20 protein-coding genes and 1 riboswitch are annotated in these 24,626 nt (G+C 67.2%); of the genes, 11 read left to right on the forward strand and 9 right to left on the reverse strand.

Annotation, left to right across the window (positions count from 1 at the left end; genetic code table 11):
* Nucleotides 1-19: 19 nt before the first annotated feature.
* Nucleotides 20-901, reverse strand: coding sequence for a sigma-E factor negative regulatory protein (locus C9412_RS08310; protein ID WP_107231177.1), 882 nt, complete (start codon nucleotides 899-901; stop codon nucleotides 20-22).
* Nucleotides 898-1,518, reverse strand: coding sequence for an RNA polymerase sigma factor RpoE (rpoE, locus tag C9412_RS08315; protein WP_005418256.1), 621 nt, complete (start codon nucleotides 1,516-1,518; stop codon nucleotides 898-900). The genes C9412_RS08310 and rpoE overlap by 4 nt, the downstream gene beginning before the upstream one ends.
* A gap of 235 nt (nucleotides 1,519-1,753) precedes the next feature.
* Between rpoE and C9412_RS08320 the strand changes: the two genes are divergently transcribed.
* The 4 genes from C9412_RS08320 to C9412_RS08335 all read left to right on the forward strand — a co-directional run bounded on the left by C9412_RS08320 (nucleotide 1,754) and on the right by C9412_RS08335 (nucleotide 6,935).
* Nucleotides 1,754-3,817, forward strand: coding sequence for a 3-hydroxyacyl-CoA dehydrogenase NAD-binding domain-containing protein (locus C9412_RS08320; protein WP_107231178.1), 2,064 nt, complete (start codon nucleotides 1,754-1,756; stop codon nucleotides 3,815-3,817).
* A gap of 757 nt (nucleotides 3,818-4,574) precedes the next feature.
* Nucleotides 4,575-5,438 carry a pirin family protein gene (locus tag C9412_RS08325; RefSeq protein WP_107231179.1) on the forward strand — a complete coding sequence of 288 codons (864 nt, stop codon included), beginning with the start codon at nucleotides 4,575-4,577 and terminating at the stop codon, nucleotides 5,436-5,438.
* Nucleotides 5,439-5,558: 120 nt separating this feature from the next.
* Nucleotides 5,559-6,278 (forward strand): aquaporin Z, encoded by a 720-nt coding sequence (gene aqpZ, locus C9412_RS08330; protein ID WP_107231180.1) that lies wholly within the window; start codon nucleotides 5,559-5,561, stop codon nucleotides 6,276-6,278.
* Between the two features lie 198 nt (nucleotides 6,279-6,476).
* Nucleotides 6,477-6,935 (forward strand): hypothetical protein, encoded by a 459-nt coding sequence (locus C9412_RS08335; RefSeq protein ID WP_107231181.1) that lies wholly within the window; start codon nucleotides 6,477-6,479, stop codon nucleotides 6,933-6,935.
* 116 nt (nucleotides 6,936-7,051) lie between these two features.
* On the opposite strand, the gene C9412_RS08340 is transcribed toward C9412_RS08335, so the two are convergent.
* Entirely contained in the window at nucleotides 7,052-7,903 is an 852-nt protein-coding gene (locus tag C9412_RS08340; RefSeq protein WP_107231182.1) for a pirin family protein, read from the reverse strand.
* Nucleotides 7,904-8,163: 260 nt separating this feature from the next.
* On the opposite strand from C9412_RS08340, the gene C9412_RS08350 reads away from it, so the two are divergent.
* The gene (locus tag C9412_RS08350) at nucleotides 8,164-10,245 is read left to right on the forward strand and encodes a carbon starvation CstA family protein (protein ID WP_107231184.1); all 2,082 of its coding nucleotides are present in this window, start codon (nucleotides 8,164-8,166) and stop codon (nucleotides 10,243-10,245) included.
* The gene (locus tag C9412_RS08355) at nucleotides 10,245-10,469 is read left to right on the forward strand and encodes a CstA-like transporter-associated (seleno)protein (RefSeq protein WP_049467479.1); all 225 of its coding nucleotides are present in this window, start codon (nucleotides 10,245-10,247) and stop codon (nucleotides 10,467-10,469) included. The genes C9412_RS08350 and C9412_RS08355 overlap by 1 nt, the downstream gene beginning before the upstream one ends.
* 135 nt (nucleotides 10,470-10,604) lie before the next feature.
* On the opposite strand, the gene C9412_RS08360 is transcribed toward C9412_RS08355, so the two are convergent.
* Nucleotides 10,605-11,855 (reverse strand): DUF819 family protein, encoded by a 1,251-nt coding sequence (locus tag C9412_RS08360; RefSeq protein ID WP_107231185.1) that lies wholly within the window; start codon nucleotides 11,853-11,855, stop codon nucleotides 10,605-10,607.
* A gap of 126 nt (nucleotides 11,856-11,981) precedes the next feature.
* Here C9412_RS08360 and C9412_RS08365 point away from each other — a divergent pair, with 126 nt between their 5' ends.
* Nucleotides 11,982-12,371 carry a VOC family protein gene (locus C9412_RS08365; RefSeq protein ID WP_107231186.1) on the forward strand — a complete coding sequence of 130 codons (390 nt, stop codon included), beginning with the start codon at nucleotides 11,982-11,984 and terminating at the stop codon, nucleotides 12,369-12,371.
* Between the two features lie 99 nt (nucleotides 12,372-12,470).
* Here the strand turns inward: C9412_RS08365 and C9412_RS08370 are convergent, their stop codons facing one another.
* Nucleotides 12,471-13,757 (reverse strand): HAMP domain-containing sensor histidine kinase, encoded by a 1,287-nt coding sequence (locus tag C9412_RS08370; protein WP_107231187.1) that lies wholly within the window; start codon nucleotides 13,755-13,757, stop codon nucleotides 12,471-12,473.
* Complete coding sequence (locus C9412_RS08375; RefSeq protein ID WP_107231188.1) at nucleotides 13,744-14,457, reverse strand: response regulator transcription factor; 714 nt, start codon at nucleotides 14,455-14,457, stop codon at nucleotides 13,744-13,746. Before C9412_RS08375 ends, C9412_RS08370 begins: the two co-directional genes overlap by 14 nt.
* Before the next feature lie 131 nt (nucleotides 14,458-14,588).
* Here C9412_RS08375 and C9412_RS08380 point away from each other — a divergent pair, with 131 nt between their 5' ends.
* From C9412_RS08380 to C9412_RS08395, 4 genes are all read left to right on the forward strand, one after another.
* Nucleotides 14,589-16,292: a glycosyltransferase family 39 protein gene (locus C9412_RS08380; RefSeq protein ID WP_107231189.1), complete on the forward strand. Its 1,704-nt coding sequence runs from the start codon at nucleotides 14,589-14,591 to the stop codon at nucleotides 16,290-16,292.
* Between the two features lie 111 nt (nucleotides 16,293-16,403).
* Nucleotides 16,404-17,171, forward strand: coding sequence for a phosphatase PAP2 family protein (locus C9412_RS08385; protein ID WP_107231190.1), 768 nt, complete (start codon nucleotides 16,404-16,406; stop codon nucleotides 17,169-17,171).
* A complete protein-coding gene (locus C9412_RS08390; protein ID WP_107231191.1) occupies nucleotides 17,168-18,817 on the forward strand; it encodes a phosphoethanolamine--lipid A transferase in 1,650 nt (549 codons plus the stop codon). Before C9412_RS08385 ends, C9412_RS08390 begins: the two co-directional genes overlap by 4 nt.
* Before the next feature lie 580 nt (nucleotides 18,818-19,397).
* Nucleotides 19,398-21,362 carry a M2 family metallopeptidase gene (locus C9412_RS08395; protein WP_107231192.1) on the forward strand — a complete coding sequence of 655 codons (1,965 nt, stop codon included), beginning with the start codon at nucleotides 19,398-19,400 and terminating at the stop codon, nucleotides 21,360-21,362.
* Nucleotides 21,363-21,481: 119 nt separating this feature from the next.
* Here the strand turns inward: C9412_RS08395 and C9412_RS08400 are convergent, their stop codons facing one another.
* The 3 genes from C9412_RS08400 to C9412_RS08410 form a co-directional block, all read right to left on the reverse strand.
* Entirely contained in the window at nucleotides 21,482-21,874 is a 393-nt protein-coding gene (locus C9412_RS08400; protein WP_014038106.1) for a hypothetical protein, read from the reverse strand.
* 69 nt (nucleotides 21,875-21,943) lie between these two features.
* Entirely contained in the window at nucleotides 21,944-22,840 is an 897-nt protein-coding gene (locus C9412_RS08405) for a siderophore-interacting protein (protein ID WP_107231193.1), read from the reverse strand.
* Between the two features lie 141 nt (nucleotides 22,841-22,981).
* Entirely contained in the window at nucleotides 22,982-24,208 is a 1,227-nt protein-coding gene (locus tag C9412_RS08410) for a multidrug effflux MFS transporter (protein WP_107231194.1), read from the reverse strand.
* A 300-nt stretch (nucleotides 24,209-24,508) separates the two neighbouring features.
* Nucleotides 24,509-24,611, forward strand: a riboswitch (glycine riboswitch).
* The last annotated feature ends 15 nt before the right edge of the window (nucleotides 24,612-24,626 follow it).

A 24,626-nucleotide genomic window follows, 5' to 3' on the forward strand; every position in this document is an offset into this window, starting at 1 on the left:
GGGCGTGAAGGCGCCCGGCTCAGTCGCGCGGGCGCGGCGGCACCGGCAGGTCATCCTGCAGGCGCGGCTCGAACGGGTAGAACGCAGCGCCTCCGGCGTGGGCCGGGAAGCTGGCGTTGAGCGCGCCGCCTGCGGCCGGGGCCAGGCTGGAGCGCGGCCACGGCCGGGCCTGCAGCCCACTGACCTCACCGAACGGCAGGTTGCGGTTGGCACTGGCGGGCACGGTCGGGGTCAACGGCGCCTGCGCGGCGGCGATGGCGCGTTGCGGCACGTCGTCGCGCTGGGCAGCACGGGCGGCCTGCTGGCTGCGGGTCGCACTGGCCCGACGGGTCTCCTGGCGGCGACCGGCAGCGGCCATCGCCACGGCCGGCGCGGCCGCCACGGCCATCGCCGCAGTATCCACCGAGGCTTCGGTAACCGTGGTCGGGTTGGCCGGTGCCGGCGGCAGTTCGGCCTGGCTGGCGATCACCTGCGGGGCCAGTGGCTCGCCGGGGGCGGCTTCATTGAGCTTCTCGGCGCCCATGAACAGGGCCACCGCGGCCACCGATGCCGCCAATGCGGCACCGCCACCCCAGGCCCGCCAGCCACTGCGGCGCACCTGCCGGCGCGGCTCGGCCTGCGGGGCGGGTTCGCTGGCAATGGCGGCGGCGACGGCAGCACTGAAGCCGGCGGGCGCCAGCACCGAGGCCTGCCCGCGCATCACATCGCCCAGCAGCTGCCAGCGTTCCTGGCAGCCGGCCAGCTCGGGGTCGTGCTCCATCCGGCGCAGCAGGAAGCGCGCTTCATCGGCGCCCAGCTCGCCATCGACCAGGGCCGACAGCTGCTCGCGGTGGCGCTGGTCCAGACGCTGCCCGGCCGGTGATTGATGGTTCTGCGATTCGTTGAACGGTTTGCTGGTCATACGCGGCTCTTCTCACGGGTGGCGCTGCCGATGTCCAACAGCGGCCGGAGTTCGGTGTCGATCGCCTCGCGCGCCCGGAAGATCCGTGAACGCACGGTGCCGATCGGGCACCCCATCTTCTGCGCGATATCCTCGTAGCTCAGGCCTTCCACCTCGCGCAGGGTGATCGCTGACCGGAGTTCTTCCGGCAGCGCGTTGACGGCCTTCATCACCGTCTGTTCCAGCTCCTGGCGCATCAACTCGCGTTCGGGCGTGTCGGTGTCGCGCAGGCGCGTACCGCTGTCGAACTGTTCGGCATCGCCGATGTCGATGTCATCGGTCGGCGGCCGTCGATTGTGTGAAGCCAGGTAGTTTTTGGCGGTATTCACGGCGATTCGATGCAACCAGGTTGAGAACTGGGCATCGCCACGGAAACTTCCGATCGCGCGGTAGGCGCGGATGAAAGTGTCCTGGGCGACGTCCTGACATTCACTCCAGTCGGCGATGTAGCGACCGACAAGGGCCACCACGCGATGCTGGTACTTGCGCACCAGAACATCGAACGCGGCGCTCTCGCCGTGCTGCACGCGCCGGACCAGCTCCAGGTCCAGCTCCTGTGGTGTATCAACCTCGGCCATGAGGGGCCGCACTCCTGTCAGCCCAACCGACGTCGGGCAATGAGACTGCCAATCCCGGGAAAAGTTCAGTCGCCGATCACCTGGCGCCGCACCAGCTTTTAACCACCGTTCCGTTAACGTCCCGGTCCACGGCCATGGATCCGGGGTCGCCACTTCCCTGCTATTGGGATTTGACGCGGGGGAAACAACCTCTGGATCATAGCTGCTTCTCCATACACAACCGGATGGAACGTCCATGCTCTCAGGCTTCGATGGTCTCCGCTTCAGCCACTGGCACCCCGAGATCCGCGACGACGGCGTGGTGGTTCTCTCCCTGGATCGTCAGGACAGCAGCGTCAACGCAATGTCGCAGGATGTGCTGCTGGAACTGGGGGACCTGCTGGAACGCATCGCGCTGGACCCGCCCAGGGGCGTGGTGATCCAGTCGCTGAAGAAGGCCGGCTTCATTGCCGGCGCCGACCTGAAGGAGTTCCAGGAGTTCGACCGCCGCGGTACCGTCAACGACGCCATCCGCCGTGGCCAGTCGACCTACCAGAAGCTGGCCGAGCTGCCCTGCCCGACCGTGGCCGCCATTCACGGCCACTGCCTGGGCGGCGGTACCGAGCTGGCGCTGGCCTGCCGTTACCGGGTCGCCTCCAATGACAGCAGTACCCGCATCGGCCTGCCCGAAACCCAGCTGGGCATCTTCCCGGGTTGGGGCGGCAGCGCGCGCCTGCCGCAGCTGGTGGGCGCACCGGCGGCGATGGACCTGATGCTGACCGGCCGAACCCTGTCCGCCTCGGCCGCGCGTGGCATCGGCCTGGTGGACAAGGTGGTGGCACCGGCGGTGGTGCTCGACACCGCCGTGGCACTGGCCCTGTCCGGCACCACCCGCCCGTTCAAGCAGCGCGCGACGGCCTGGGCGACCAACACCTGGCTGGCGCGCACGCTGCTGGCGCCGCAGATGGTCAAGCAGGTGGCGCGCAAGGCGAAGAAGGACCAGTACCCGGCGCCGTACGCACTGATCAGCACCTGGCAGCGCAGCGGCGGCAAGCCGATCCAGGCCCGCCTGGATGCCGAGCGGCGTGCGGTGGTGAAGCTGGCCAGCACGCCGACCGCGCGCAACCTGATCCGCATCTTCTTCCTCACCGAGCGCCTGAAGGGCCTGGGCGGCGGTGATTCGGGCATCCGCCACGTGCACGTGGTCGGCGCCGGCGTGATGGGCGGCGACATCGCCGCCTGGGCCGCCTACAAGGGCTTCGAGGTGACCCTGCAGGACCGCGAGCAGCGCTTCATCGACCCGGCCATGGAACGCGCCCAGGCGCTGTTCGCCAAGAAGGTGCGCGATGAGGCCAAGCGCCCGGCGGTGGCCGCACGCCTGCGTGCCGACCTGGAAGGCAACGGCGTGGCCGAGGCCGACCTGGTGATCGAAGCGATCATCGAGAACCCGGAAGCCAAGCGTGCGCTGTACCAGACGCTGGAACCGAAGATGAAGGTGGACGCACTGCTGACCACCAACACCTCGTCGATTCCGCTGGTGGAACTGCGTGACCACATCCAGCGCCCGGCGCAGTTCGCCGGCCTGCACTACTTCAACCCGGTGGCACAGATGCCGCTGGTGGAAATCATCCACCACGACGGCATGGCGCCGGAGACCGAGCGACGCCTGGCCGCGTTCTGCAAGGCGCTGGGCAAGTTCCCGGTACCGGTGGCCGGCAGCCCCGGCTTCCTGGTCAACCGCGTGCTGTTCCCGTACATGCTGGAGGCCGCCACCGCCTACGCCGAAGGCATTCCGGGCCCGGTGATCGACAAGGCGGCGGTGAAGTTCGGCATGCCGATGGGGCCGATCGAACTGATCGATACCGTGGGCCTGGACGTGGCTGCCGGCGTCGGCCGCGAGCTGGCGCCGTTCCTGGGCCTGCAGATTCCGGCTGCGCTGCAGACGGTGGAACCGGACAAGCGCGGCAAGAAGGATGGCCAGGGCATCTACACCTGGGAGAACGGCAAGCCGAAGAAGCCGGACGTGGCCCGCGACTACCAGGCCCCGGCCGATCTGGAGGATCGCCTGATCCTGCCGCTGCTGAACGAAGCGGTGGCCTGCCTGCACGAAGGCGTGGTGGCCGATGCGGACCTGCTGGATGCCGGCGTGATCTTCGGCACCGGCTTTGCCCCGTTCCGTGGCGGCCCGATCCAGCACATCCGTGCGGTCGGTGCCGACGCCATCGTCGAACGACTGAAGGCGCTGCAGCAGCGCCACGGCGACCGCTTCGCCCCGCGCCCGGGCTGGGACAACCCGACCCTGCGCGAACCGGTGGTGTGAGTTCATCGGCCGGGCCTGCGGCCCGGCACCCGCGGTAGTGCCGGCCGCTGGCCGGCAACCTCAAAAGCCAGAGCCCAAGCGGCTCTGGCTTTTCTGTTTGTTGGGCGGGGCGATGTGGGCAGGCAGGACACGCCGTAAACCCATTCATGGGGGCTCGATGGCGCCATCCATGGCGCCAACGGTCCTGCCTGCCCACACCGCCCCACCCCTGACAGATTTCCGTTGACGGTGGGTCAACTGCGATTCCGGTGGGGATCGCTACGGACTGGTGGCTTGCTACCTTGGTTGCCACCAAGAGCGAAGCGAATGGCGTTTGATGTTGAGGGACGCCAGTCGAGCAAGCTCGACTCTACGGAAGCAAGGGTCTGGTAGATCCACGCCATGCGTGGATGCGAGCGAAGCAACCGGCGTTTGATGTTGATTTTCTTTTTTCTTCTCCGTGGCTGGACGCACACGGAAACTGTCAGAGGCCGGGCGGGGTGGGTTCGCGGGGGTGTCCGCGGCATGGATGCCGCGGCCAAGCCTCCAGGGACGGATTCACGGCGTCCCCCGCGAACCCACCCCGCCCGGCAAGGCGCAAGTCGACTGACAGTCGACTCTACCGACCGCACAGCCACGAGGGGCTGCGCCGTTGGCTGGCACCTCACCGTCGAGCAAGCTCGACGCTACGGAACAGGCTGTTACCCATACGGGGAATGTCCCCGTCACAGCTGCATGCGATGCTGATCACCTGATCCCTGCCAGCGAGAACGCCCGCATGACCACCATCATCGCCCCGCGCGTGCACGATATCGGCGGCCTGGAAGTCCGTCGCGCCGTCCCCACCCTGCAGGCCCGCAGCATCGGCTCGTTCGTGTTCGTCGACCAGATGGGCCCGGCCCTGATGCACCCCGGTACGGCCATCGACGTGCGCCCGCATCCGCATATCGGCCTGGCCACCGTCACCTACCTGTGGTCCGGTGCGATCGGCCACCGAGATACGCTCGGCTCGGACCAGGTGATCCGCCCCGGCGATGTGAACTGGATGACCGCCGGCCGTGGCATCGCCCATTCCGAACGCACCCCGCAACCGGACCGCAATCACGACAACCCGATCCACGGCATGCAGACCTGGGTCGCGCTGCCGAAATCGCATGAAGAGATCGAACCGGCGTTCTATCACCACGCCGCTGCCACCCTGCCCGAGCAGCGCCGCAATGGCGCGTGGCTGCGGGTGATCGCCGGCCGTGCCTATGGCGAGGAATCGCCGGTGAAGGTGTTCGCCGACACCCTCAACGTGGCGATCGACCTCGACCCGGATGCGGAGATCGACATCGACAACGGCCATCGCGAGCGTGCGCTGTACATCCTCGAAGGCCAGGCGCAGCTGGATGGCGTGGATGTGCCCGCCCAGCATCTGATCATTCCCGAAGCCGGCGCGGTCGGCCGCCTGCGCGCGAAGACGCCGGTGAAGGCGATGCTGTTCGGCGGCGAGCCGCTGGATGGCCCGCGTCACCTGTGGTGGAACTTCGTGTCCAGCTCGAAAGAGCGCATCGAGCAGGCCAAGCACGACTGGGAAGCCGGCCGCTTCGGCACCATCCCCGGCGACGACAAGGAGTTCATCCCGCTGCCGCAGTACTGAACATCGCGTGTTGCACACATCCGAAGGTGTATCCCTGCACCCGGCGTTGACGCTACAGTCACCCGCTGATCACTGAAATGTGACATAAATCACACTTTCACCGTCAAAGGAGTGCAACACATGAGCATGGGTAAACGCTTGTCCGCCGAGTTCCTCGGCACGTTCTGGCTGGTTCTGGGTGGTTGTGGCAGCGCGGTGCTGGCCGCCAAGTTCGGCGGTGACAGCAATCCCCTGGGTATTGGTTTTCTCGGCGTGGCGCTGGCCTTCGGTCTGACCGTGGTCACCGGCGCCTATGCGTTCGGCCATATCTCCGGCGCCCACTTCAACCCGGCGGTCAGCGTCGGCCTGTGGGCCGGCGGCCGCTTCCCCACCAAGGACCTGGTGCCGTACATCATTGCCCAGGTCGCCGGCGGCCTGCTGGCCGGCTTCATCCTGCTGCAGATCGCATCGGGGGCCAGTGGTTTTGCCATCGACGGCAGCCAGGCCGGCGCATTCGCCAGCAACGGCTATGGTGCCCTGTCGCCCGGTGGCTACAGCGTGGCGGCGGCCTTCCTGTGCGAAGTGGTGCTGATCGCAGTGTTCCTGATCGTGATCATGGGCGCCACCCATGGCAAGGCGCCGGCCGGCTTCGCACCGCTGGCCATCGGCCTGTCGCTGACCCTGATCCACCTGATCAGCATCCCGGTCACCAACACCTCGGTGAACCCGGCCCGCTCCACCGCCGTGGCCTTCTTCGCCGGCAGCGGCGCGGTCAGCCAGCTGTGGCTGTTCTGGGTCGCCCCGCTGCTGGGCGGCGCGATCGGCGGCATCATCTACAAGTGGATCGGCAACGACCGCTGATCTGCAACGGGACCGTTGCGGCCGACCCTCGGCCGCAATGGTTACGTCTGTAACCGCGAATTGTGCGATCGCTCACGTTCCGTTAAGGTTGAGTTGACCGCCCGTGCACATGCCGGGCGGGGCGGCATCCGGGGATGGGATGCCAAGGCCGCCGGTCACAGGGGGCCGAGCCAACCTACTCGTCACCTTGGGGGATGCATGAAGTTCGTGCCTGTCGTGTTGTCGAGCCTGCTGTTCGCTGCGGCCCAGGCCGCCGCACAGGCGCCCACCGAATGCCCTTCGCTGCCGGCCAGCAGCGGCCTGCAATGGCAGCAGCAGGCGCAGGCCGATTTCCTGGTCTGCCGCGCCGCCACCGCAGAGGGCCGTGAAGTACTGAGCCTGATGCTCAGCACACGTGACCCGGCCATCCCACTGAACCGTTCGCTGCGCCAGGAAAAAGGCAGCTTCGGCGGTGAATCGCTGTACTGGTATCAGCCCGATCTGGGCGGCCAGCAGCCGCCCGGCTACGCCGAGCGCCGCATCAGCGTGGTCAAGCTCGACAAAGGGCGTTACGCGCAGATTTCGCTGTATCCGGACAGCGCGCAGGAACTGGGCTCGCTGCAGCAGCTGGCGCAGGGCATGAGCCTGACCCCGTCGGCCGTGGCAGCCGGTCGCTGAAGGTGGCGGGGATGACTGCCTGGCAGCGTCCCCGCAGCCTCCAACACGCGGGACGTCCGCCGGGCATGGCCCGGCGCTACCGGTTTCTTTCGCCGGGCATGGCCCGGCGCAATCCCTCAGAACTTGCCTTCCTGGAAATCAACGAAGGCCTGCATCAGTTCCTGCCGCGTGTTCATCACGAACGGACCGTGCCGCATCACCGGCTCGCGCAACGGACGACCCGCCACCAGGATCAGCCTCGCACCTTCGCTGCCGGCCGACAGATGCAGCTGCTCGCCGCCGCCGAGCACCGCCAGCTCCTGGCGGGCGACATCGCGCGCGGCATCCTGCTCGCCCACCGTCAGTGCCCCTTCGAACACATAGGCGAACGCGTTGTGGCCGTCCGGCAACGGGTACGTCCAGGCGCGATCGGGCGCCAGGGTGATGTCCAGGTACAACGGGTCGGTGGCCGGCTGCACGATCGGCCCACGGGTACCGTCGACCGTGCCGGCGATCACCTTCACTTCCACGCCGGTTTCCGGCCGTACCACCGGAATGCGCTCGGGCGCGAATTCCTGGTACTTCGGGTCGGTCATTTTTTCCTTCGCCGGCAGGTTCACCCACAGCTGGAAACCGCGCATCTGCCCGCTTTCCTGCTCGGGCATCTCCGAATGCACCAAGCCGCGGCCGGCGGTCATCCACTGCACGCTGCCCGGGGTCAACAGCCCTTCGTTGCCGTGGTTGTCGCGATGGCGCATGCGCCCGTCGAGCATGTAGGTGACGGTCTCAAAGCCCCGGTGCGGATGTTCCGGGAAGCCGGCGATGTAGTCCTCGGCGCGGTCGGTGCCGAATTCGTCGAGCAGCAGGAACGGGTCCAGGTCGGGCAGCGTCGGGCCGCCGATGACACGGGTCAGGCGCACGCCGGCACCGTCGGAGGTGGGCATGCCACGGATGGTGCGCAGCACGCGCGCCGGTTCGGGAAGGCTCATGGCGACTCCTGTTGGATGGATGCCAGTGAAGATGGACGCCATACCGCGTCTGGCCAATGGACGGCGCCGCAACCGATTGTTCCATTGCCGGTGTTCGCCGCGCGTCATGTCCGGCGCACGCAGGGCGCAGGCCCGCACCGGCGCACACATCCACGCAACCTGCGTACGACCAAAGTACTACCGCAGAATGGTCCCGTGCACATTGACCCTGCCAGGGGCACGCGGGACTCTTTGCCTGTCTTTCCGGGAGAGAGCACCTCATGAAAGGGTTTTCCAAAATAGGCTGGGCCGCACTCGCGCTGCTCGGCGCGTTCTGTCTGGGCACCGTGGCCCTGCGCCGTGGCGAACACATCAATGCGCTGTGGATCGTCGTCGCCGCGGTGTCGTTGTATCTGGTGGCCTACCGCTTCTACAGCCTGTTCATCGCCAACAAGGTGATGCAGCTCGATCCGACCCGGGCCACCCCGGCGGTGATCAACAACGATGGCCTGGACTACGTGCCCACCAACAAGCACGTGCTGTTCGGCCACCACTTCGCCGCCATCGCCGGCGCTGGCCCGCTGGTCGGGCCGGTGCTGGCCGCGCAGATGGGCTACCTGCCCGGCCTGCTGTGGCTGGTGGTGGGCGTGGTGCTGGCCGGTGCGGTGCAGGACTTCGTGGTCCTGTTCCTGTCCAGCCGCCGCAACGGCCGCTCGCTGGGTGACCTGGTGCGCGAGGAGATGGGCCAGGTGCCCGGAACGATCGCTTTGTTCGGCGCATTCCTGATCATGATCATCATCCTGGCGGTGCTGGCGATGGTGGTGGTCAAGGCGCTGGCCGAAAGCCCGTGGGGCATGTTCACGGTGATCGCGACGATGCCCATCGCGATCCTGATGGGCGTGTACATGCGTTACATCCGCCCCGGCAAGATCGGCGAGATCTCGGTGGTCGGCCTGATCCTGCTGCTGGCTGCGATCTGGTACGGCGGCAAGGTCGCCGCCGATCCGGTGTGGGGCCCGGCGTTCACCTTCACCGGCACCCAGATCACCTGGATGCTGATCGGCTACGGCTTCGTCGCCTCGGTGCTGCCGGTGTGGCTGCTGCTGGCCCCGCGCGACTACCTGTCGACCTTCCTGAAGATCGGCACCATCATCGCCCTGGCGATCGGCATCCTGGTGGTGATGCCGGAACTGAAGATGCCGGCACTGACCCAGTTCGCCGCCAGCGGCGATGGCCCGGTGTGGAAGGGCGGCATGTTCCCGTTCCTGTTCATCACCATCGCCTGTGGTGCGGTGTCTGGTTTCCACGCATTGATTTCCTCGGGCACCACGCCGAAGCTGCTGGCCAATGAAGCGCACATGCGCTACATCGGCTACGGCGGCATGCTGATGGAATCGTTCGTGGCGGTGATGGCACTGGTGGCGGCCTCGATCATCGATCCGGGCATCTACTTCGCCATGAACAGCCCCGCCGCGGTGATCGGTGCCGATGCCGCATCGGCCGCGCACTACATCACCAACACCTGGGGCTTCACCATCACCCCCGAGCAGTTGACTGCAACGGCAGCGGCGATTGGTGAACCGACCATCCTGCATCGTGCCGGTGGTGCGCCCACGCTGGCGGTGGGCATCGCGCAGATCCTGCATGAAGCGATTCCCAGTGGCAGCGACGCGATGATGGCGTTCTGGTACCACTTCGCGATCCTGTTCGAAGCGCTGTTCATCCTGACTGCGGTGGACGCCGGTACCCGTGCCGGCCGCTTCATGCTGCAGGACCTGCTGGGCAACTTCGTGCCGGCGCTGAAGAAGACCGAATCGTGGACCGCCAACATCATCGGCACCGCCGGCTGCGTGGCGCTGTGGGGCTACCTGCTGTACACCGGCGTGGTTGACCCGTTCGGCGGCATCCAGACGCTGTGGCCGCTGTTCGGCATCTCCAACCAGATGCTGGCCGGCATCGCGTTGATGCTCGGTACCGTGGTGCTGTTCAAGATGAAGCGTGACCGCTACGCATGGGTGACGGCGGTGCCGGCCATCTGGCTGCTGATCTGCACCACCTACGCCGGCTTCATCAAGATCTTCGACAGCAACCCGGCGCAGGGCTTCCTGGCACAGGCGCACAAGTTCCAGGCCGCCATCGCCAGCGACACCATCACCGCACCGGCCAAGTCGGTGGCACAGATGCAGCAGATCGTGGTCAACGCCTACGTCAACACCGGCCTGACCGCGCTGTTCCTGCTGGTGGTGGCCTCGGTGCTGGTATATGCGATCAAGACCATCCTGGCCGCTCGCCGCAACCCGCAGCGCAGCGACCGCGAGACCCCGTACGTGGCGCTGAAGCCGCATGAAATGGTGGATCTGTGATGAGCACGCAACTGGTTCCCGTTGGACAGTACCAGGCGCACCGCCGCATCTGGCGGCGCCTGGTGCAGACCGCACGGCTGTGCTGTGGCATTCCTGATTACGACAACTATGTCCGGCACATGCTGGAGAAGCATCCGGATCAGGAGCCGATGGACTACAAGACGTTCTTCCGCGAGCGCCAGGAAGCGCGCTACGGCGGACGCAACGGCGGCCGCTGCTGTTGAGTCGGGCGTGTTGTAGATCCACACCGTGCGTGGATGGAATCTGCCAGCTATCGCATTGAGTCCGGGGTCAGCTCCGTTTCCTCCGGGAAACGGAGCTGACCCCTGTTTTTCGAGCGCCGCCATGGCGCCCCCCACTCAGCCGTTGGCCATCCACTTCAGGATCAGGCCGGTGACATAGGCCAGCCCGGTACCGGTGGCATAGCCCACCGTGCCGAGCAATACGCCCACCGGCGCCAGCGTCGGATGGAACGCCGCCGCCACCACCGGTGCCGACGCCGCCGCACCGATGTTGCCCTGCGAACCGATCGCGAAGAAGAACAGCGGTGCACGCAGCAGCTTGGCGACAATCCACAGCACCAGTACGTGGGTGGCCATCCAGATCGCACCAAGCAGGAACAGCCACGGCCGATCCAGCAGCGACAACAGATTCATCTGCATGCCGATGCAGGCGATCAGGAAGTACAGGAACACCGTGCCCAGCCGCGAGGCACCGGCCGCTTCCAGCTGCCGCGCACGGGTGAAGCTCAGGCCCAGACCCATCGCGGTGGACAGCAGGATCACCCACACGAACTGGCTGTCCAGGCTGAACTGGCTGGCCCAGCTGACGTTGGCCTTGAACCAGCCCGACAGTGGCGCGGCGATCGCATGCGCCAGTCCGACACCGCCCAGGGCCACACCGACGATGACCATCAGGTCGGTCATGCTGGGGATGCGTGCGTTCTGCGCCTCGTAGGCACTGATGCGCGCCTTCATCTCGTCGATGGCACGGGTATCGGCCCCGTTGCGGGTATCGATCTGCTGCGCGCGGTTGGCCAGGAACAGCAGGATCGCCATCCACAGGCTGGCGCAGGCCACGTCGACCACGGCGAACTGGCCGAACGTGGTCGCATCGGTACCGAACACTTCGCGCATCGCAACCATGTTGGCGCCGCCACCGATCCAGCTGCCGGCCAATGCGGCCATGCCGGCCCAGGTATCACCGGCCACGGTTTCCGGATGGATCAGCTTCATCAGCTGGAACGAGACAATGGCGCCGAGCATGATGCCGGCGGTACCGGCGCAGAACACGAGCAGCAGCTTCGGGCCGAGCTTGATGACCCCTTTGAGGTCGATCGACAGGGTCAGCAGGACCAGCGCGGCCGGCAGCAGCACGTCACGCGCGACAGGGTTGTAGAGCGAGGTGTTGTGGCCATCGATGACACCGGCGGTGTTGTAGATGGCCGGGATGAAGTAGCACAGCAGCAGCGCCGGCACCCAGGCGAAGATCTTCTTCAGCAGGGGGGTCGGGCCACTGGCAGCCCAGAAGATCAGGGCCAGGGTGGCGGCAATCAGGCCCAGGCCAACGATGTCGTTGCTGATCAGGGCAGTAGCGGGTTCGGTCGGCATGGGATCCTCTGTCGATCGAAAGAGCGGGAAAAAAAAGCGCCGCATAAAGCGGCGCACCTCGAGATTAACATTGTCTTCACGCCGGGTCATGCTGCAGTGCCGGCTGTCCTTCCTGGAGCCCGTCCCATGCAGCTTGGTGCCTTCTCGGTCAGTCTCTCGGTCAAAGACCTGCAGGCCTCCCGTGACTTCTACGAAGCCCTCGGGTTTTCGGTGACCGGTGGCGAGCCGGCGCAGAACTGGCTGGTGATGCGCAACAACGGCATCGTCATCGGCCTGTTCCAGGGCATGTTCGAGGGCAACCTGCTGACCTTCAACCCGGGCTGGGACCAGCACAAGCAGGAACTGCCCCAGTTCCAGGACGTGCGTGAACTGCAGGCCGAACTCGATGCCCGGGGCATCGAGCTGGCGGTGCGCACCGACCCTGACGGCCAGGGCACCGGGTATGTGCAGCTGGCCGATCCGGATGGCAATGTGATCCTGATCGACCAGCATGTGGCACGACCCAACGGGCAGTGACGCGTACGGCATGCCACCCCAGGTTGGCATCTACCGGTAGGCGTCGACCTTGGTCGACGGATGCCAACCAAAGTTGGCATCTACCGGGGCGACCCCGGGTCAGCCGGGGCGCGAAGCACCGAAGTCGAGGGTGGCGCGCGTGCCGCGCGGCTCGCAGGGGTCCAGCTGCAGGGTCCAGCCCAGGTGTTCGCACAGCCGCGCGATCAGGTCCAGGCCGATGCCGCCGCCACGGTCGGCGCGCTCGCCACGGGCCATCCGCGCGTGGATCGCGGCGATCTCCTCCGGGCTCATGCCATGCCCAGGATCCTGCAGGGTCAGCACCGCCGACGCGCTCAGCCGCAGCTCGATATGGCCACGCCCGCTGTTCTCGATGGCATTGCGCAGCAGGTTGCCGATGGCCGCCTGCACCACCGCCAGCGGCGCGACGATATCCACCGGCGCGGCGTCGATGCCGATGCTCAGGTCCTTGTCGCCGAGCAGGTGGCGATGGTCATCGACGATCTCCGGCAGCAGCTGGTCCAACGCGATGCGCTCGGCGCGCGCGGCCAGCCGCGCCGGATCACGTGCCAGCACCAGCAGCAGCTCGATCAGCTGCTCCACGCTCTGCGCGGTACGCAGCACCCGCTGCACCTGCTGGCGCGCGCGCTCGGGCAGGCCCGGCTGTTCCAGTGCCAGCTCGGCCGCACCGGTCATCACCGCGATCGGCGTGCGCAGTTCGTGGCTGGCGGTGCTGATGAACACCCGCTCGCGCTCGACAAACTGCTCGTTGCGATCCAGGTAGTCGTTCAGCGCATCGGCGATGGTATGCAGCTCGGAACTGCCGCGCGGATCGACCTCGATGCGCTGCCCCTGCACGCCCGGGCGCAGTGCACCAATGCGCTGCGCCAGCAGGCTCAACGGGCGCACCATGCGCTCCATGCCGAAGGACGCCATCAGCACGGTGACGAAGATCATGATCACCCCGGCCAGCATCACCCAGCGCGTGGCGAACTGCTCCAGATCATGGAAGTCGGAGATGTCCAGCGCCAGCGCGACGCGGCCCATGGACCGGGTCTCGCGCACCATCACCGCCGTCTCCCGCCCCTTGATCATCACCCCGTCGTGCAGCCCCGGATGCAGCGTGCGCAGGCTGTCAGGCAGGTTGACCGCATCGAAGCGGTACAGGCTGAGCGTGTCCGAATCCTGCCAGCGGTAGTGCGGCTCGTGCTCGACGTGCTCGACGATGCTGTCCAGCTCGGAATTGAGCAGCGCGCGCCAGGCCGCGTGCTCGGCATGCTCATGCACATAGTTGCCGACACTGAACACGGCCAGCGAAATCAGCGCCAGGTAGCCCAGCAACCACCACACCACGCGCCGATACAGCGGCCCCGGCTTACGCGCCTTCATCATCGTCCTTGCCGGCGGCGCCGGGGGGGGCCTCGGCCAGGCGATAGCCGACCCGCGGCAGGGTATGGATCAGCTTCTCGCCGAACGGACCGTCGACACTGCGGCGCAGCTCGTAGACATGCGAACGCAGCAGATCGCCGTCCGGCGGCTCGTCCCCCCACAGCGCGAATTCCAGCTGCTGGCGGGTGACCGCGCCGGGGCTGGCGCGCATCAGCACTTCCAGCAACTTGCGGCAGGCCGGGTACAAGTGCAGCACCTGGCCGCCCCGCTGGGCTTCCAGGGTTGCCAGGTCCAGCACCAGGTCGCCCACCTGCAGGCGCTTGCGCGGGTTGCGGCCCTGCGCGCGCAGCAGCAGCGCCTCCAGGCGTACTTCCAGTTCCGGCAGGGCGAACGGCTTGGTCAGATAGTCATCGGCGCCGGCGCGGAAACCGGCGATCTTGTCCGGCAGTTCGTCGCGCGCGGTGAGCATGATCACCGGCACCTCCGAGGCATGCTCGGCGCGCAGCCGGCGCAGCACCTCCGGGCCCTCCATGCGCGGCAGCATCCAGTCCAGGATCACCGCATCGTAGGGATGACTGCCGGCCAGGTGCAGGCCGGTGATGCCATCCGGGGCCACGTCCAGCACGTGCCCGCGCGACTCGAAATAGTCGAACAGGTTGGCCACCAGCTGGCGGTTGTCCTCGATCACCAACAGACGCATGCACGAAACATCCACGGAAGTTCGTACCATGGTAGCGCTGCGCATGTCGGAATGCGGTCGCCCTGCGCCGGTTCCGACGCCTTTCCTACCCCTGCCACGTCAGAGTGGCCGTTTTGCTCCCGGAGCCTGCCGTGCCCGTAGCCCTGCCCCACCGCTGGCGCCTGCCCCTGTTGTGGCTGCTGATCATCGCTGCGCTGGCAGCCGGTATCGGCCTGCGCCAACCGCAGCCGCCGGACGAGCCGCGCTTCGTGCTGGCCGCCCGCACCATGGTCGAAAGTGGCCAGTGGTTGCTGCCGCACCGGGGCATCGAGCTGTATGCGGAAAAGCCGCCGGTGTTCATGTGGCTGCAGGCGGCCGCCTACGAGGTGGTGGGCAGCTGGCAATGGTCGTTCCTGCTGCCCTCGCTGCTGGGCGCCCTGCTCAGCCTGTGGCTGGTATCGGACCTGGCACGCCGGCTGTGGTCGCCACGACACGCGGTCTATGCCCTGGCCGCGCTGTTCTGCACCCTGCAGTTCGGGCTGATGGCCAAGCGTGCGCAGATCGACATGGTGCTGGTGGGCATGACCACCGTGGCCCTGTGGGGCCTGTTGCGACACCTGTGCGAGCGTCGCAACCTGCCGGCCCTGTGGCTGGCCGGCTTCGCCGCCGGCCTCGGCACGGTCACCAAGGGCGTGGGCTTCCTGCCGCTGTTGATGGTGCTGCCGTGGCTCGGCTGGTGTCTGTACCAGCGCCGTCGCGGCTACACGGTGGAGGGCCCGCATCCGGCCACCCTGCTGTGGCTGATCCCGGCCTTCCTGCTGGGCGTAGGTGTGTGGCTGGCGCCGCTGGGCTGGGCCCTGCTGCACTCGCCCAGCGCCGAACTGCAGGCCTACGCGCATGAACTGTTGTTCAAGCAGACTGGCACCCGTTATGCCAACGCCTGGCACCACCGCCAACCGGCCTGGTACTACCTGCAGGTGATCCTCACGCTGTGGCTGCCTGGCAGCCTGCTGCTGCCGATGCTGTTCAAGCCCTGGTGGCGCCGCCTGCGCCGTGGCGACCGCCGCCAGTGGTTGCTGTTGGGCTGGGCGCTGCTGGTGCTGGTGTTCTTCAGCGCCAGCCCGGGCAAGCGTGAGGTGTACCTGCTGCCGATGCTGCCGGCGATGGCGCTGGCCGTGGCGCCGCTGCTGCCCGGCCTGCTGCGCCGGCTGTGCGTACGCCGCTACCTGTTCGGCTACAGCGTGATGCTGATGCTGGCCACCGGCACGCTGGGCGTGATGCTGATGACCGAGCACCCCTGGGCGCTGGCGCAGCTGGAGCGGCGGGCGATGCCTGACACGCTGCTGCCGGTACTGGGCGATGGGCTGCTGACCTTCGCCATCGCCCTGGCCACCCTGATCGTCTGGCTGCGGGTGCGTCGTGCAGCGACGCTGGTGCTGCTGACCCACGGCCTGCTGTGGATGCTCTACGGCCTGGTGCTGATCCCGGCGCTGGACCCCTATGCCTCGGCCTCGGCGTTGATGCGCCGGGTCGGTGCGCGGATCGGCCCGGACGCCGAGTTGGCGCTGGTCGCCTGGCGTGAGCAGAACCTGCTGCAGGCCGACCGCCCGGCACGCGAGTTCGGTTTCAAGCGGCCCTGGGCCGAGCAATGGCACGACGCCGGCCCGTGGCTGGCCGAGGCGCCTGACAAGCGCTGGCTGCTGGTGCTGGATGATGCGATGAGCCCCTGCGTGGATCCGGCCAAGGTGATCGATATCGGTATTGCCAACAGGAATCGTTGGCAGCTGCTTCCCGGTACGGCCTGGGACGCGCAGTGCCACGCCGAACGGGCCGGTGCGAACGCCGAAGAAGACTGAACGTTGGCACGCGCCGGGCAATCCTTAACCCGGCGCGAACGCGTGTCCGACCCTTCTCCGACATGCCGGTGACGAGCATGGGCGCGGATTCCCGAACCGCCCCTGCCCAGCATGCCCGTCCGTCCCCTTGATTCGGTAGCGCCGCTTGCAACATCGCCACTGGCGTCAAAATTTGCCGTAACTCACCTCTGGCTGCCTGTCGCGATCGCCCTGCCGGTGTTTACCCTGCTGATGGGTTTCGGCGGCGACCAATGGGTGGCCGATCACCTGTTCCGCCTCGAAGGGGGCCGCTGGGCGCTGCAGGATGCGTGGCTCACCCGCACCATGGTGCACAAGGCCGGCAAATGGCTCAGCACCGCCGCCGCGCTGGTGGCGATCCTGCTGTGCTTCCACCACTGGCGCAAAGGACGTGATCGCACCCTGCGCTGGGCGCTGCTTTATGTCGTGATTGCCATGGCCCTGGGCACCGGCGTGATCTCCCTGCTGAAGTCGCTGGTGCCGATGGAATGCCCCTGGGACCTGCTGCGTTACGGCGGCCACCAGCCTTTCATCGGTCTGTTCACCGCACGTCCTGCCGGCATGGCGGCGCAGGCCTGTTTCCCGGCCGGCCATGCCAGTGCCGGCTACGCCTGGCTCTGCCTGTACTTCTTCGCGCTGCTGTGGCGGCCGTCCTGGCGCTGGGTCGGGCTGTGGATCGGCCTGAGCACCGGCCTGGTGTTCGGCATCAGTCAGCAGCTGCGGGGCGCCCATTTCCTTTCGCATGACGTTGCCACCGCGTTGATATGTTGGCTGCTGTCGCTGGGCCTGTACCTGATCGTAAAACGCGTCCTGATCCACCGTCAGCCGGACCGTCCTCACCGCCAGGAGGCAAACGCATGAGTGCATCGGTCCAACGCCCCGCCCGCCTTCCCGCATTGGCGGGCCTGCGCCGCTGGCGGCCGCAGCTTTCCACTGAGGCACTGATCGCGCTGACCAGCCTGTTCTTCGCGGTCGCCGGCAACGGGCTGTTCTGGCACAACGCCATGGCCAGCCATCCGGGCAGCCTGCGCTACGCACTGTCGCTGCTGCTGTTGCTGCTGGGCGCGCACGGCGTGCTGCTCGGCATCCTGGTCTGGCGCTGGAATGCCAAGGTGGTGATCAGCCTGTTGCTGCTGGTGACCGCGTTCGCCGCGCACTACATGAGCCGCTACCACATCTACCTGGATGCGGACATGCTGCGCAATGTGCTGGCGACCGACCCCAAGGAAAGCCGCGAGCTGATGACCGTGTCGCTGGTATGGCCGGTGTTGCTGCTGGCGGTGCTGCCGATGGCGGTGCTGTGGCGGGTGCAGCTGCGTCGACGCAGCTGGGGCCGTAGTCTGCTGTGGCGCCTCGGCTTCCTGGTGGTGGCAGCGGTGACCGCCGTGGGCGGCGCGCTGATCTCGTTCCAGGACGTCTCGGCGCTGATGCGCAACCAGCGCGAAGTGCGTTACCTGGCTACACCGGCCAACGTGCTGCTGGGCATGCCGCGCGCACTGCGTGGCGACAACCCGGTGCAGCGCGCGCCGAAGCTGCCGATCGGCACCGATGCCAAGGCCACCCCGCGTGCGCCGGCCAGCAAGCCGCGCCTGCTGGTGATCGTGATGGGCGAGACCGTGCGTGCGCAAAACTGGGGCCTCAATGGCGGCCGCAACACCACGCCGGAGCTGGCCCAGGCCAGTGTGATCAATTTCCCGGACATGCACTCGTGCGGCACCAGCACCGAGGTCTCGCTGCCGTGCCTGTTCTCACCGTGGGGCCGTCACGACTACGACGAGAAGAAGATCCGTGCGCACCAGTCGCTGCTGCACGTACTGAACCGCGCCGGCATCTCGCCGCTGTGGCGTGACAACCAGTCCGGCTGCAAGGGCGTGTGCGAGAACCTGGATTTCCAGTCGCTGTCCGATGCGACCACGCCGGGCCTGTGCGCGGATGGCCGTTGCATGGACGAGATCCTGCTGCAGGATCTGGCCACCCAGGTGCGCGCCCGTCCCGGTGACCGGGTGGTGGTGCTGCACCAGCTGGGCAACCACGGCCCAGCCTATTTCGAGCGCTACCCGGCCGCCTTCGCCCGCTTCAAGCCAACCTGCGACACCCGTGATATCGGCCGCTGCTCGCGCGAAGAGATCACCAACAGCTACGACAACGCGGTGCTGTATACCGATCACTTCCTGACCAAGACCATCGGCACGCTGCAGGGCATGCAGGATTACGACACGGCGATGATCTACCTGTCCGACCACGGCGAGTCGCTGGGCGAGAAGGGCCTGTTCCTGCACGGTGTGCCGTATGCGATCGCCCCGGCCGAGCAGACCCGGGTGCCGATGACGATGTGGTTCTCGCCCGGCTTTGCCAGCAGTCGTGGGCTGGATCTGCAGTGCGTGCGCAAGCGCTCGGCGGCGTATACCGACCACGACAACCTGTTCCCGTCGGTGCTGGGGCTGATGCAGGTGAAGACGTCGCTGTACGAACGCGACCGCGACGTGTTCGCCAACTGCGAGCGTTGAGGGTTGTTCGGCAGGGCTTGCCGCCCTGCACCTGCAGAGGCAACGGCCGAAGCAACAGCAGAAGCTGGCTTCCTGTGGGTAGGCGGGGTGGGTCCGGTGGCGGGAGACGCCGTAAACCCATCCATGGGGGCTTGGCCGCGGCATCCATGCCGCGGACACTCCCGCCACCGGACCCACCCCGCCTTCGACGGTTTTCCGCGAGCTGTTGGGAATGCCGATGGGGTCAGATCCGTTTTCCAAAGGAAAACGGATCTGACCCCATTCTGATTTTCGATACCTGACAGATGTGTCGACCAAGGTCGACACCTACCAACAGCCGCCGGAATCTGTCAGAGGTGGGGCGGTGTGGGCTTGCAGGACCGTTGGCGCCATGGATGGCGCCATCGAGCCCCCATGGATGGGTTTACGGCGTGTCCTGCAAGCCCACACCGCCCCGCCATCCCACGGATAGCACGCTGTTGCTCTTGCTTGTGCTCCGGCCTCTGCGGGTGCCGGGCGCGGCCCGGCCGACTTCCGCCACTTGCGGTGGCAGCGGCTGCCCACTAGCCTTCGGCCGTCGTTCACCACCCAAGGACCGCCCGTGAAACACCGTCATCTCCTGCTGGCCTCGGCAATCGCCACCGCCACGCTGGCCCTGGTCGCCTGCAAGAAGGAACCCACTCCAGGCACCGACACCGCCAGCAGCAGCACCCCGGCCGGCGAAACCGCCGACCAGTTCGTGGCCCGCATCAATGCCGAATTCAAGGCCGCCTACCCGGAGATGACCTCGGCCCAGTGGCTGTCCTCCACCTACATCAACAGTGATTCGGAACGCATCGCGGCCAAGGCCAACGAGCGCTCGCTGACCCAGCTCAACAGCTGGATCGAACAGGCCGCCAGGTTCGATGGCAAGCCGATGAGCGAGGACAGCAAGCGCGCGATTCACCTGCTGAAGCTGATGTCCTCGATGCCGGCGCCGCGCGACCCGGCCAAGCTGGCCCAGCTGACCCAGATCGCCACCCGCATGGAAGGCAGCTACGGTGCCGGCAAGTACTGCACCGACGCCAACGATCCGAACTCCTGCCGCCAGCTGGGCGAACTGGAGCAGGTGCTGGCGCGCAGCCGCGACTACGACAAGCAGCTCGATGCCTGGCAGGGCTGGCACAGCACCACAAAGAGCATGCGCGGCGACTACCAGACCTTCGTCAGCCTGGTGAACGAAGGCGCCAAGGGCATGGGCTTCACCGATGCCGGGCAGATGTGGCGCAGTGGCTACGACATGCCGCCGGAGCAGATCGGTCCGGAAACCGACCGCCTGTGGGATCAGGTCAAGCCGATGTACGAGCAGCTGCACTGCTACGCACGCGGCAAGCTGGACAAGACCTACGGCAAGGACAAGGCCGAAGTGGGCAACGGCCTGATTGCCGCGCACCTGCTCGGCAACATGTGGCAGCAGGACTGGTCGAACCTGTGGGACCAGCTGGAACCGTACCCGGGCGCAGGCAGCCTGGACATCACCGCCGCGCTTGAGAAGCAGTACCAGACCAACCTGAGCGCCGCGCTGGCCAAGGCCGGCAAGGACGCCAACGTCGCCGCGCAGTACAAGGCACAGCGCGAGGCCGAACTGCGTACCGCCAAGCAGATGACCGAGCGCGCGCAGGACTTCTACGTGTCGCTGGGCATGCCGTCGCTGCCGCAGTCGTACTGGGACAAGACCCAGTTCATCAAGCCCGATGACCGCGACGTGGTCTGCCACGCCAGCGCCTGGGACATGAACATGGAAGGCGACGTGCGCACCAAGATGTGCATCAAGCCCAACGAAGAAAACTTCACCACCATCTACCACGAGCTGGGCCACATCTATTACGACCTGGCCTACAACCCGCTGCCGCCGCTGTTCCAGGGCGGTGCCAACGATGGCTTCCACGAAGCGATCGGCGACACCATCGTGCTGGCGATGACGCCCAAGTACCTCAGCTCGATCGGTCTGGTCGACGCACCGACCGAAAGCCGTGAGGCGGTGATCAACAACCAGATGCGCATGGCGCTGTCGGGCGTGTCGTTCCTGCCGTTCGGGCTGATGATCGATCGCTGGCGCTGGGGCGTGTTCGACGGTTCGATCACTGCCGACAACTACAACAAGGCCTGGTGGGACCTGAAGGCCAAGTACCAGGGCGTGGCCCCGGCCAGCACCCGTGGCGAAGAATTCTTCGACCCGGGCGCGAAGTACCACGTGCCAGGCAACACCCCGTACACCCGCTACTTCCTGGCGCGCATCCTGCAGTTCCAGTTCTACAAGGGCCTGTGCGACGCGTCCGGCTACAAGGGACCGCTGCATGAGTGCACCTTCTACGGCAACAAGGAAGCCGGCCAGAAGTACTGGGCGATGCTGAGCAAGGGTGCCAGCCAGCCATGGCAGGCCACGCTGAAGGAACTGACCGGCACCGACAAGCTCGATGCCGGCCCGATGATCGAGTACTTCACCCCGGTCAACGAGTGGCTGAAGCAGCAGAACGAAGGCCAGATGTGCGGCTGGCAGGCCAACGCAGCGCCGGCGGCGAAATGAAAGAAGGGGCGGATCCGCAAGGATCCGCCCCTTTCCGGTAGTGCCGGCCGCTGGCCGGCAAGCGCGAGATAGATGATCGTCAGGCAGCCGGCCAGCGGCCGGCACTACCGCGAGGTGGGTCAGCTGTTCTTCTTCGCCGCCATCGCCGCGGCCAGCTCGGCCTTGAACTCCTCGAAGGTCTGGCCCTTCTCCTTCGCCTCCGCCTGTGCGGCATCGCGCAACGCGTCCGAATACATCAGGCGCACCGGCGTGCCCTTGCGTTCGTGCAGTTCACCGGCCTGCATGATCAGCGCCAGTACCTGCGCAGCGCTCTCGCTGTGGCCGGCAATGCGGCCATCCATGCCCAGCACCCATTCGCCGTCGCGGCGCACGACCCCGGCCAGCAGGGTGCGCTGTGCATCGCGCAGTTCGGCATGCGGCTCCACCGGCGAGGCCTGCGCGGCGGCCTTGTTAGCGGCCTGCTTTTCCTGGCGACGGCGCTGGTCGCGGCGGGTCTTGGAGCTGGTGGACATGGTGCGGTACCGCTGCGAAGGGGGGCGCAAGGATAGCGCACCCCGCCCGCCTGACCGTTTCACACCCGCTCAGTCCAGCACTTTGCCGTGCCGCCAGTAGCCCATGAAGGTGATCGCACGACGGTCCAGGCCGCAGTCGCGGACCAGATGGCGACGGATCGCCATCACCGCCCCCGCCTCGCCCGCCACCCACGCATACAGCGGCCCCGCCACGCTGGCGTCGGCCTGTTCCCACAGGATCTGCGCATCCACATCGATGTCCTCCAGATCGTCACCGGCGGACACCGCCGAGGCCGCCGCCAGCCGGGCCTGGACCGCGTGCAGCAGCGGCTGGCCGTGGGCCGCCTGACCACGCGGCAACCAGACCAGCTCGGCCGTGGCCGGCGCCTTCAGCGGTACCGCATCGCCGGCCTGGGCGACCTCCAGCAGCGCCAGCGTGCGCGGCGGATCGGCCAGCGCGGCCAGTTCCTCGAGGATGCCGGCCACCGCCGGCAGCGCGGTTTCATCGGCCACCAGCAGCACCTGGCCGACACCCGCCGGTGGCTTCCATTCCCAGCCCTCGCTGCTGTCGGCACAGTCGGCATCGGGGGCCAGCAGCACCACGCGGTCGCCCGGGCGGGCGTGGATGGCCCAGCGCGAAGCCGGCCCGGTCTCGCCATGCAGGACGAAATCCACGTCTACCTCGCCCTGTTCCGCGCGCAGCTGGCGGATGGTGTAGGTCCGCATCGGCGGGCGCTGATCGTCCGGCAACGCCCGGTAGCGCGGATACCAGTCCTCGCCGCTGGGCACCTGCGGTAGGTCCTGGCCGGGCAAGGGGAAGAACACCTTGATGCGCTGGTCCGGGCCTTCGGTCTTCATCCGCGCCACGTCGGCACCGGTGAACACCATGCGGTCCAGGGAAGGGGAAAGAACGCGGCGCTCCTTCAGCGCCACCTCGAACAGGCGGTAGGTCTGCTGCGCAGCCATGGGGGAACCTCATGCGACGACATCGGATCGGCTGGCGGTCGTGCATCCACGCACTGGCTGGCTGGAGTCCCCAGCCTAGTCCGGTCACCGGTCGTCGCAAGCGTTGCGGGCATCACGGCCCGCCCTACCCCTGCGCGCTGCTCAATGGCCCGTGCAGGCTGCCTGTGCCGCGCGTTCACGCTGGTGTTCCCAGTACCAGAACACGAAGCCGGCGGCGAAGAACGCGGCCTGACCCAATGCCAAGTGCAGCGGGCTGGCACTGAGCAGCGGCGACACCACGCCGGCCACCACGGTGCTGATCATCAGCTGCACGAAGGCCTGCAGCGACGAGGCCAGGCCACGCTGGTGCGGGTACATGTCCAGCACCGCCAGCGCCAGGATCGGGAAGATCAACGCCATGCCCATGCCACCCAGGAAGATCGGCAGCACCGCCCACGGCAGCACGAACTGCGGCGCCAGTGCCACATAGCCGACGTTGAGCAGCACCGACAGCGCGCACAGGCCAAAACCGATGGCGACCTGGCGCGTCGGCGTGGTGTGGCCGGCCATGCGCCCGGACAGGAACGAGCCGGTGGTCATGCCACCAATGGTGGGAATGAACAGCCAGGCGAAGCCGCCCTCGCCCAGATGCAGGTGCTGCATCACGAACACCGGCGCCGAGGAGATGTACAGGAAGATGCCGCCGAAACCGATGCTGCCGGCCAGCGCCAAGCGCAGGAAGCGCGGATTGAAGCCGATGCGCACGTAATCGCGCAGCAGCACGCGCGGCGACAACGGTACGCGTGCCTCGACCGGATGGGTTTCCGGCAGGTAGCGCGCGGTGGCCGCCAGCAGCACCAGCCCGAACACCACCAGGAACCAGAAGATCAGCGGCCAGCCGGCGCCGCTGAGCAGGATCCAGCCACCGATGATCGGCGCGATCGCTGGCGCGATGCCGAACAGCATCGACACCTGACTCATCAGCCGCTGCGCGTCATGACCGTGGTACAGGTCGCGGATCACCGCGCGGCCGACGATCATGCCCACGCCCGCCGACAGGCCCTGCAGCGCGCGGAAGGCCAGCAGCGTGCTCAGGTCGGTGGAGAGCGCGCAACCGACCGAGGCGCCGACGAACACCACCAGGCCACCGAGGATCACCCGCTTGCGCCCCCAGGCGTCGGACAGCGGGCCGTGCGCCAGGCTCATCAGGCCGTAGAACAGCAGGTACACGCTGATGGTCTGCTGCACCGCCACCTCGTCCACCGCCAGGCGCTGGGCCAGCTGCGGGAAGGCCGGGAAAATGGTGTCGATCGAGAACGGACCGAACATGGCCAGGCCGGCGAGCAGCAGGGCCATGCGGCGGGTGGAAGGAGCAACAGCGGCGGTCATGGAAAAAGTGTCCGGCAGGGCCATGCGCGGCACGCACGGCCGGCGCCGGTCCCCTTGCGGCAGGGACGGCGCCAGATGAATACGAGAATACGGCCATCATAGGTGGGGATTGCACGCGATGCCATGCAGCGCTGCACAAAACGCACGACCGGGCCATCGGCCATTCAGGCCCGGCCGCACCGACCGGCGGCCGCCGGCGGGCCCGCAACGGGCTATAATCGGCGGGCAACACGGTGGGAGAAGCGGAACACCGCTGCCGAAGGCGCAACGCCCGTAATCGCTCAGGCCCGATACCACCCGTAACACAACTCTGGAGAGACCGGTTCGATCCGGCGCCGAAGGGGCACGAAGCTGCGGCCAGCCGCGCTTTTAAACTCTCAGGCAAAAGGACAGAGGGGCGCCCCGCAGACCGCCGACC

Source organism: Stenotrophomonas sp. Nf1 (assembly GCF_003028475.1).
In the GTDB taxonomy this organism is placed as follows: Bacteria; Pseudomonadota; Gammaproteobacteria; order Xanthomonadales; family Xanthomonadaceae; genus Stenotrophomonas.

Excerpts from the sequence above, each read along its gene's own strand:
- C9412_RS08320 (WP_107231178.1), top strand. The coding sequence starts at position 1,754 with ATGCTCTCAGGCTTCGATGGTCTCCGCTTCAGCCACTGGCACCCCGAG.
- C9412_RS08410 (WP_107231194.1), bottom strand. The coding sequence starts at position 24,208 with ATGACCGCCGCTGTTGCTCCTTCCACCCGCCGCATGGCCCTGCTGCTC.
- C9412_RS08385 (WP_107231190.1), top strand. The coding sequence starts at position 16,404 with ATGCCCGTCCGTCCCCTTGATTCGGTAGCGCCGCTTGCAACATCGCCA.
- C9412_RS08340 (WP_107231182.1), bottom strand. The coding sequence starts at position 7,903 with ATGAGCCTTCCCGAACCGGCGCGCGTGCTGCGCACCATCCGTGGCATG.
- C9412_RS08335 (WP_107231181.1), top strand. The coding sequence starts at position 6,477 with ATGAAGTTCGTGCCTGTCGTGTTGTCGAGCCTGCTGTTCGCTGCGGCC.
- C9412_RS08390 (WP_107231191.1), top strand. The coding sequence starts at position 17,168 with ATGAGTGCATCGGTCCAACGCCCCGCCCGCCTTCCCGCATTGGCGGGC.
- C9412_RS08355 (WP_049467479.1), top strand. The coding sequence starts at position 10,245 with ATGAGCACGCAACTGGTTCCCGTTGGACAGTACCAGGCGCACCGCCGC.
- C9412_RS08370 (WP_107231187.1), bottom strand. The coding sequence starts at position 13,757 with ATGAAGGCGCGTAAGCCGGGGCCGCTGTATCGGCGCGTGGTGTGGTGG.
- C9412_RS08365 (WP_107231186.1), top strand. The coding sequence starts at position 11,982 with ATGCAGCTTGGTGCCTTCTCGGTCAGTCTCTCGGTCAAAGACCTGCAG.
- C9412_RS08405 (WP_107231193.1), bottom strand. The coding sequence starts at position 22,840 with ATGGCTGCGCAGCAGACCTACCGCCTGTTCGAGGTGGCGCTGAAGGAG.
- rpoE (WP_005418256.1), bottom strand. The coding sequence starts at position 1,518 with ATGGCCGAGGTTGATACACCACAGGAGCTGGACCTGGAGCTGGTCCGG.
- C9412_RS08375 (WP_107231188.1), bottom strand. The coding sequence starts at position 14,457 with ATGCGTCTGTTGGTGATCGAGGACAACCGCCAGCTGGTGGCCAACCTG.
- C9412_RS08350 (WP_107231184.1), top strand. The coding sequence starts at position 8,164 with ATGAAAGGGTTTTCCAAAATAGGCTGGGCCGCACTCGCGCTGCTCGGC.
- C9412_RS08400 (WP_014038106.1), bottom strand. The coding sequence starts at position 21,874 with ATGTCCACCAGCTCCAAGACCCGCCGCGACCAGCGCCGTCGCCAGGAA.
- C9412_RS08325 (WP_107231179.1), top strand. The coding sequence starts at position 4,575 with ATGACCACCATCATCGCCCCGCGCGTGCACGATATCGGCGGCCTGGAA.
- C9412_RS08310 (WP_107231177.1), bottom strand. The coding sequence starts at position 901 with ATGACCAGCAAACCGTTCAACGAATCGCAGAACCATCAATCACCGGCC.
- aqpZ (WP_107231180.1), top strand. The coding sequence starts at position 5,559 with ATGAGCATGGGTAAACGCTTGTCCGCCGAGTTCCTCGGCACGTTCTGG.
- C9412_RS08360 (WP_107231185.1), bottom strand. The coding sequence starts at position 11,855 with ATGCCGACCGAACCCGCTACTGCCCTGATCAGCAACGACATCGTTGGC.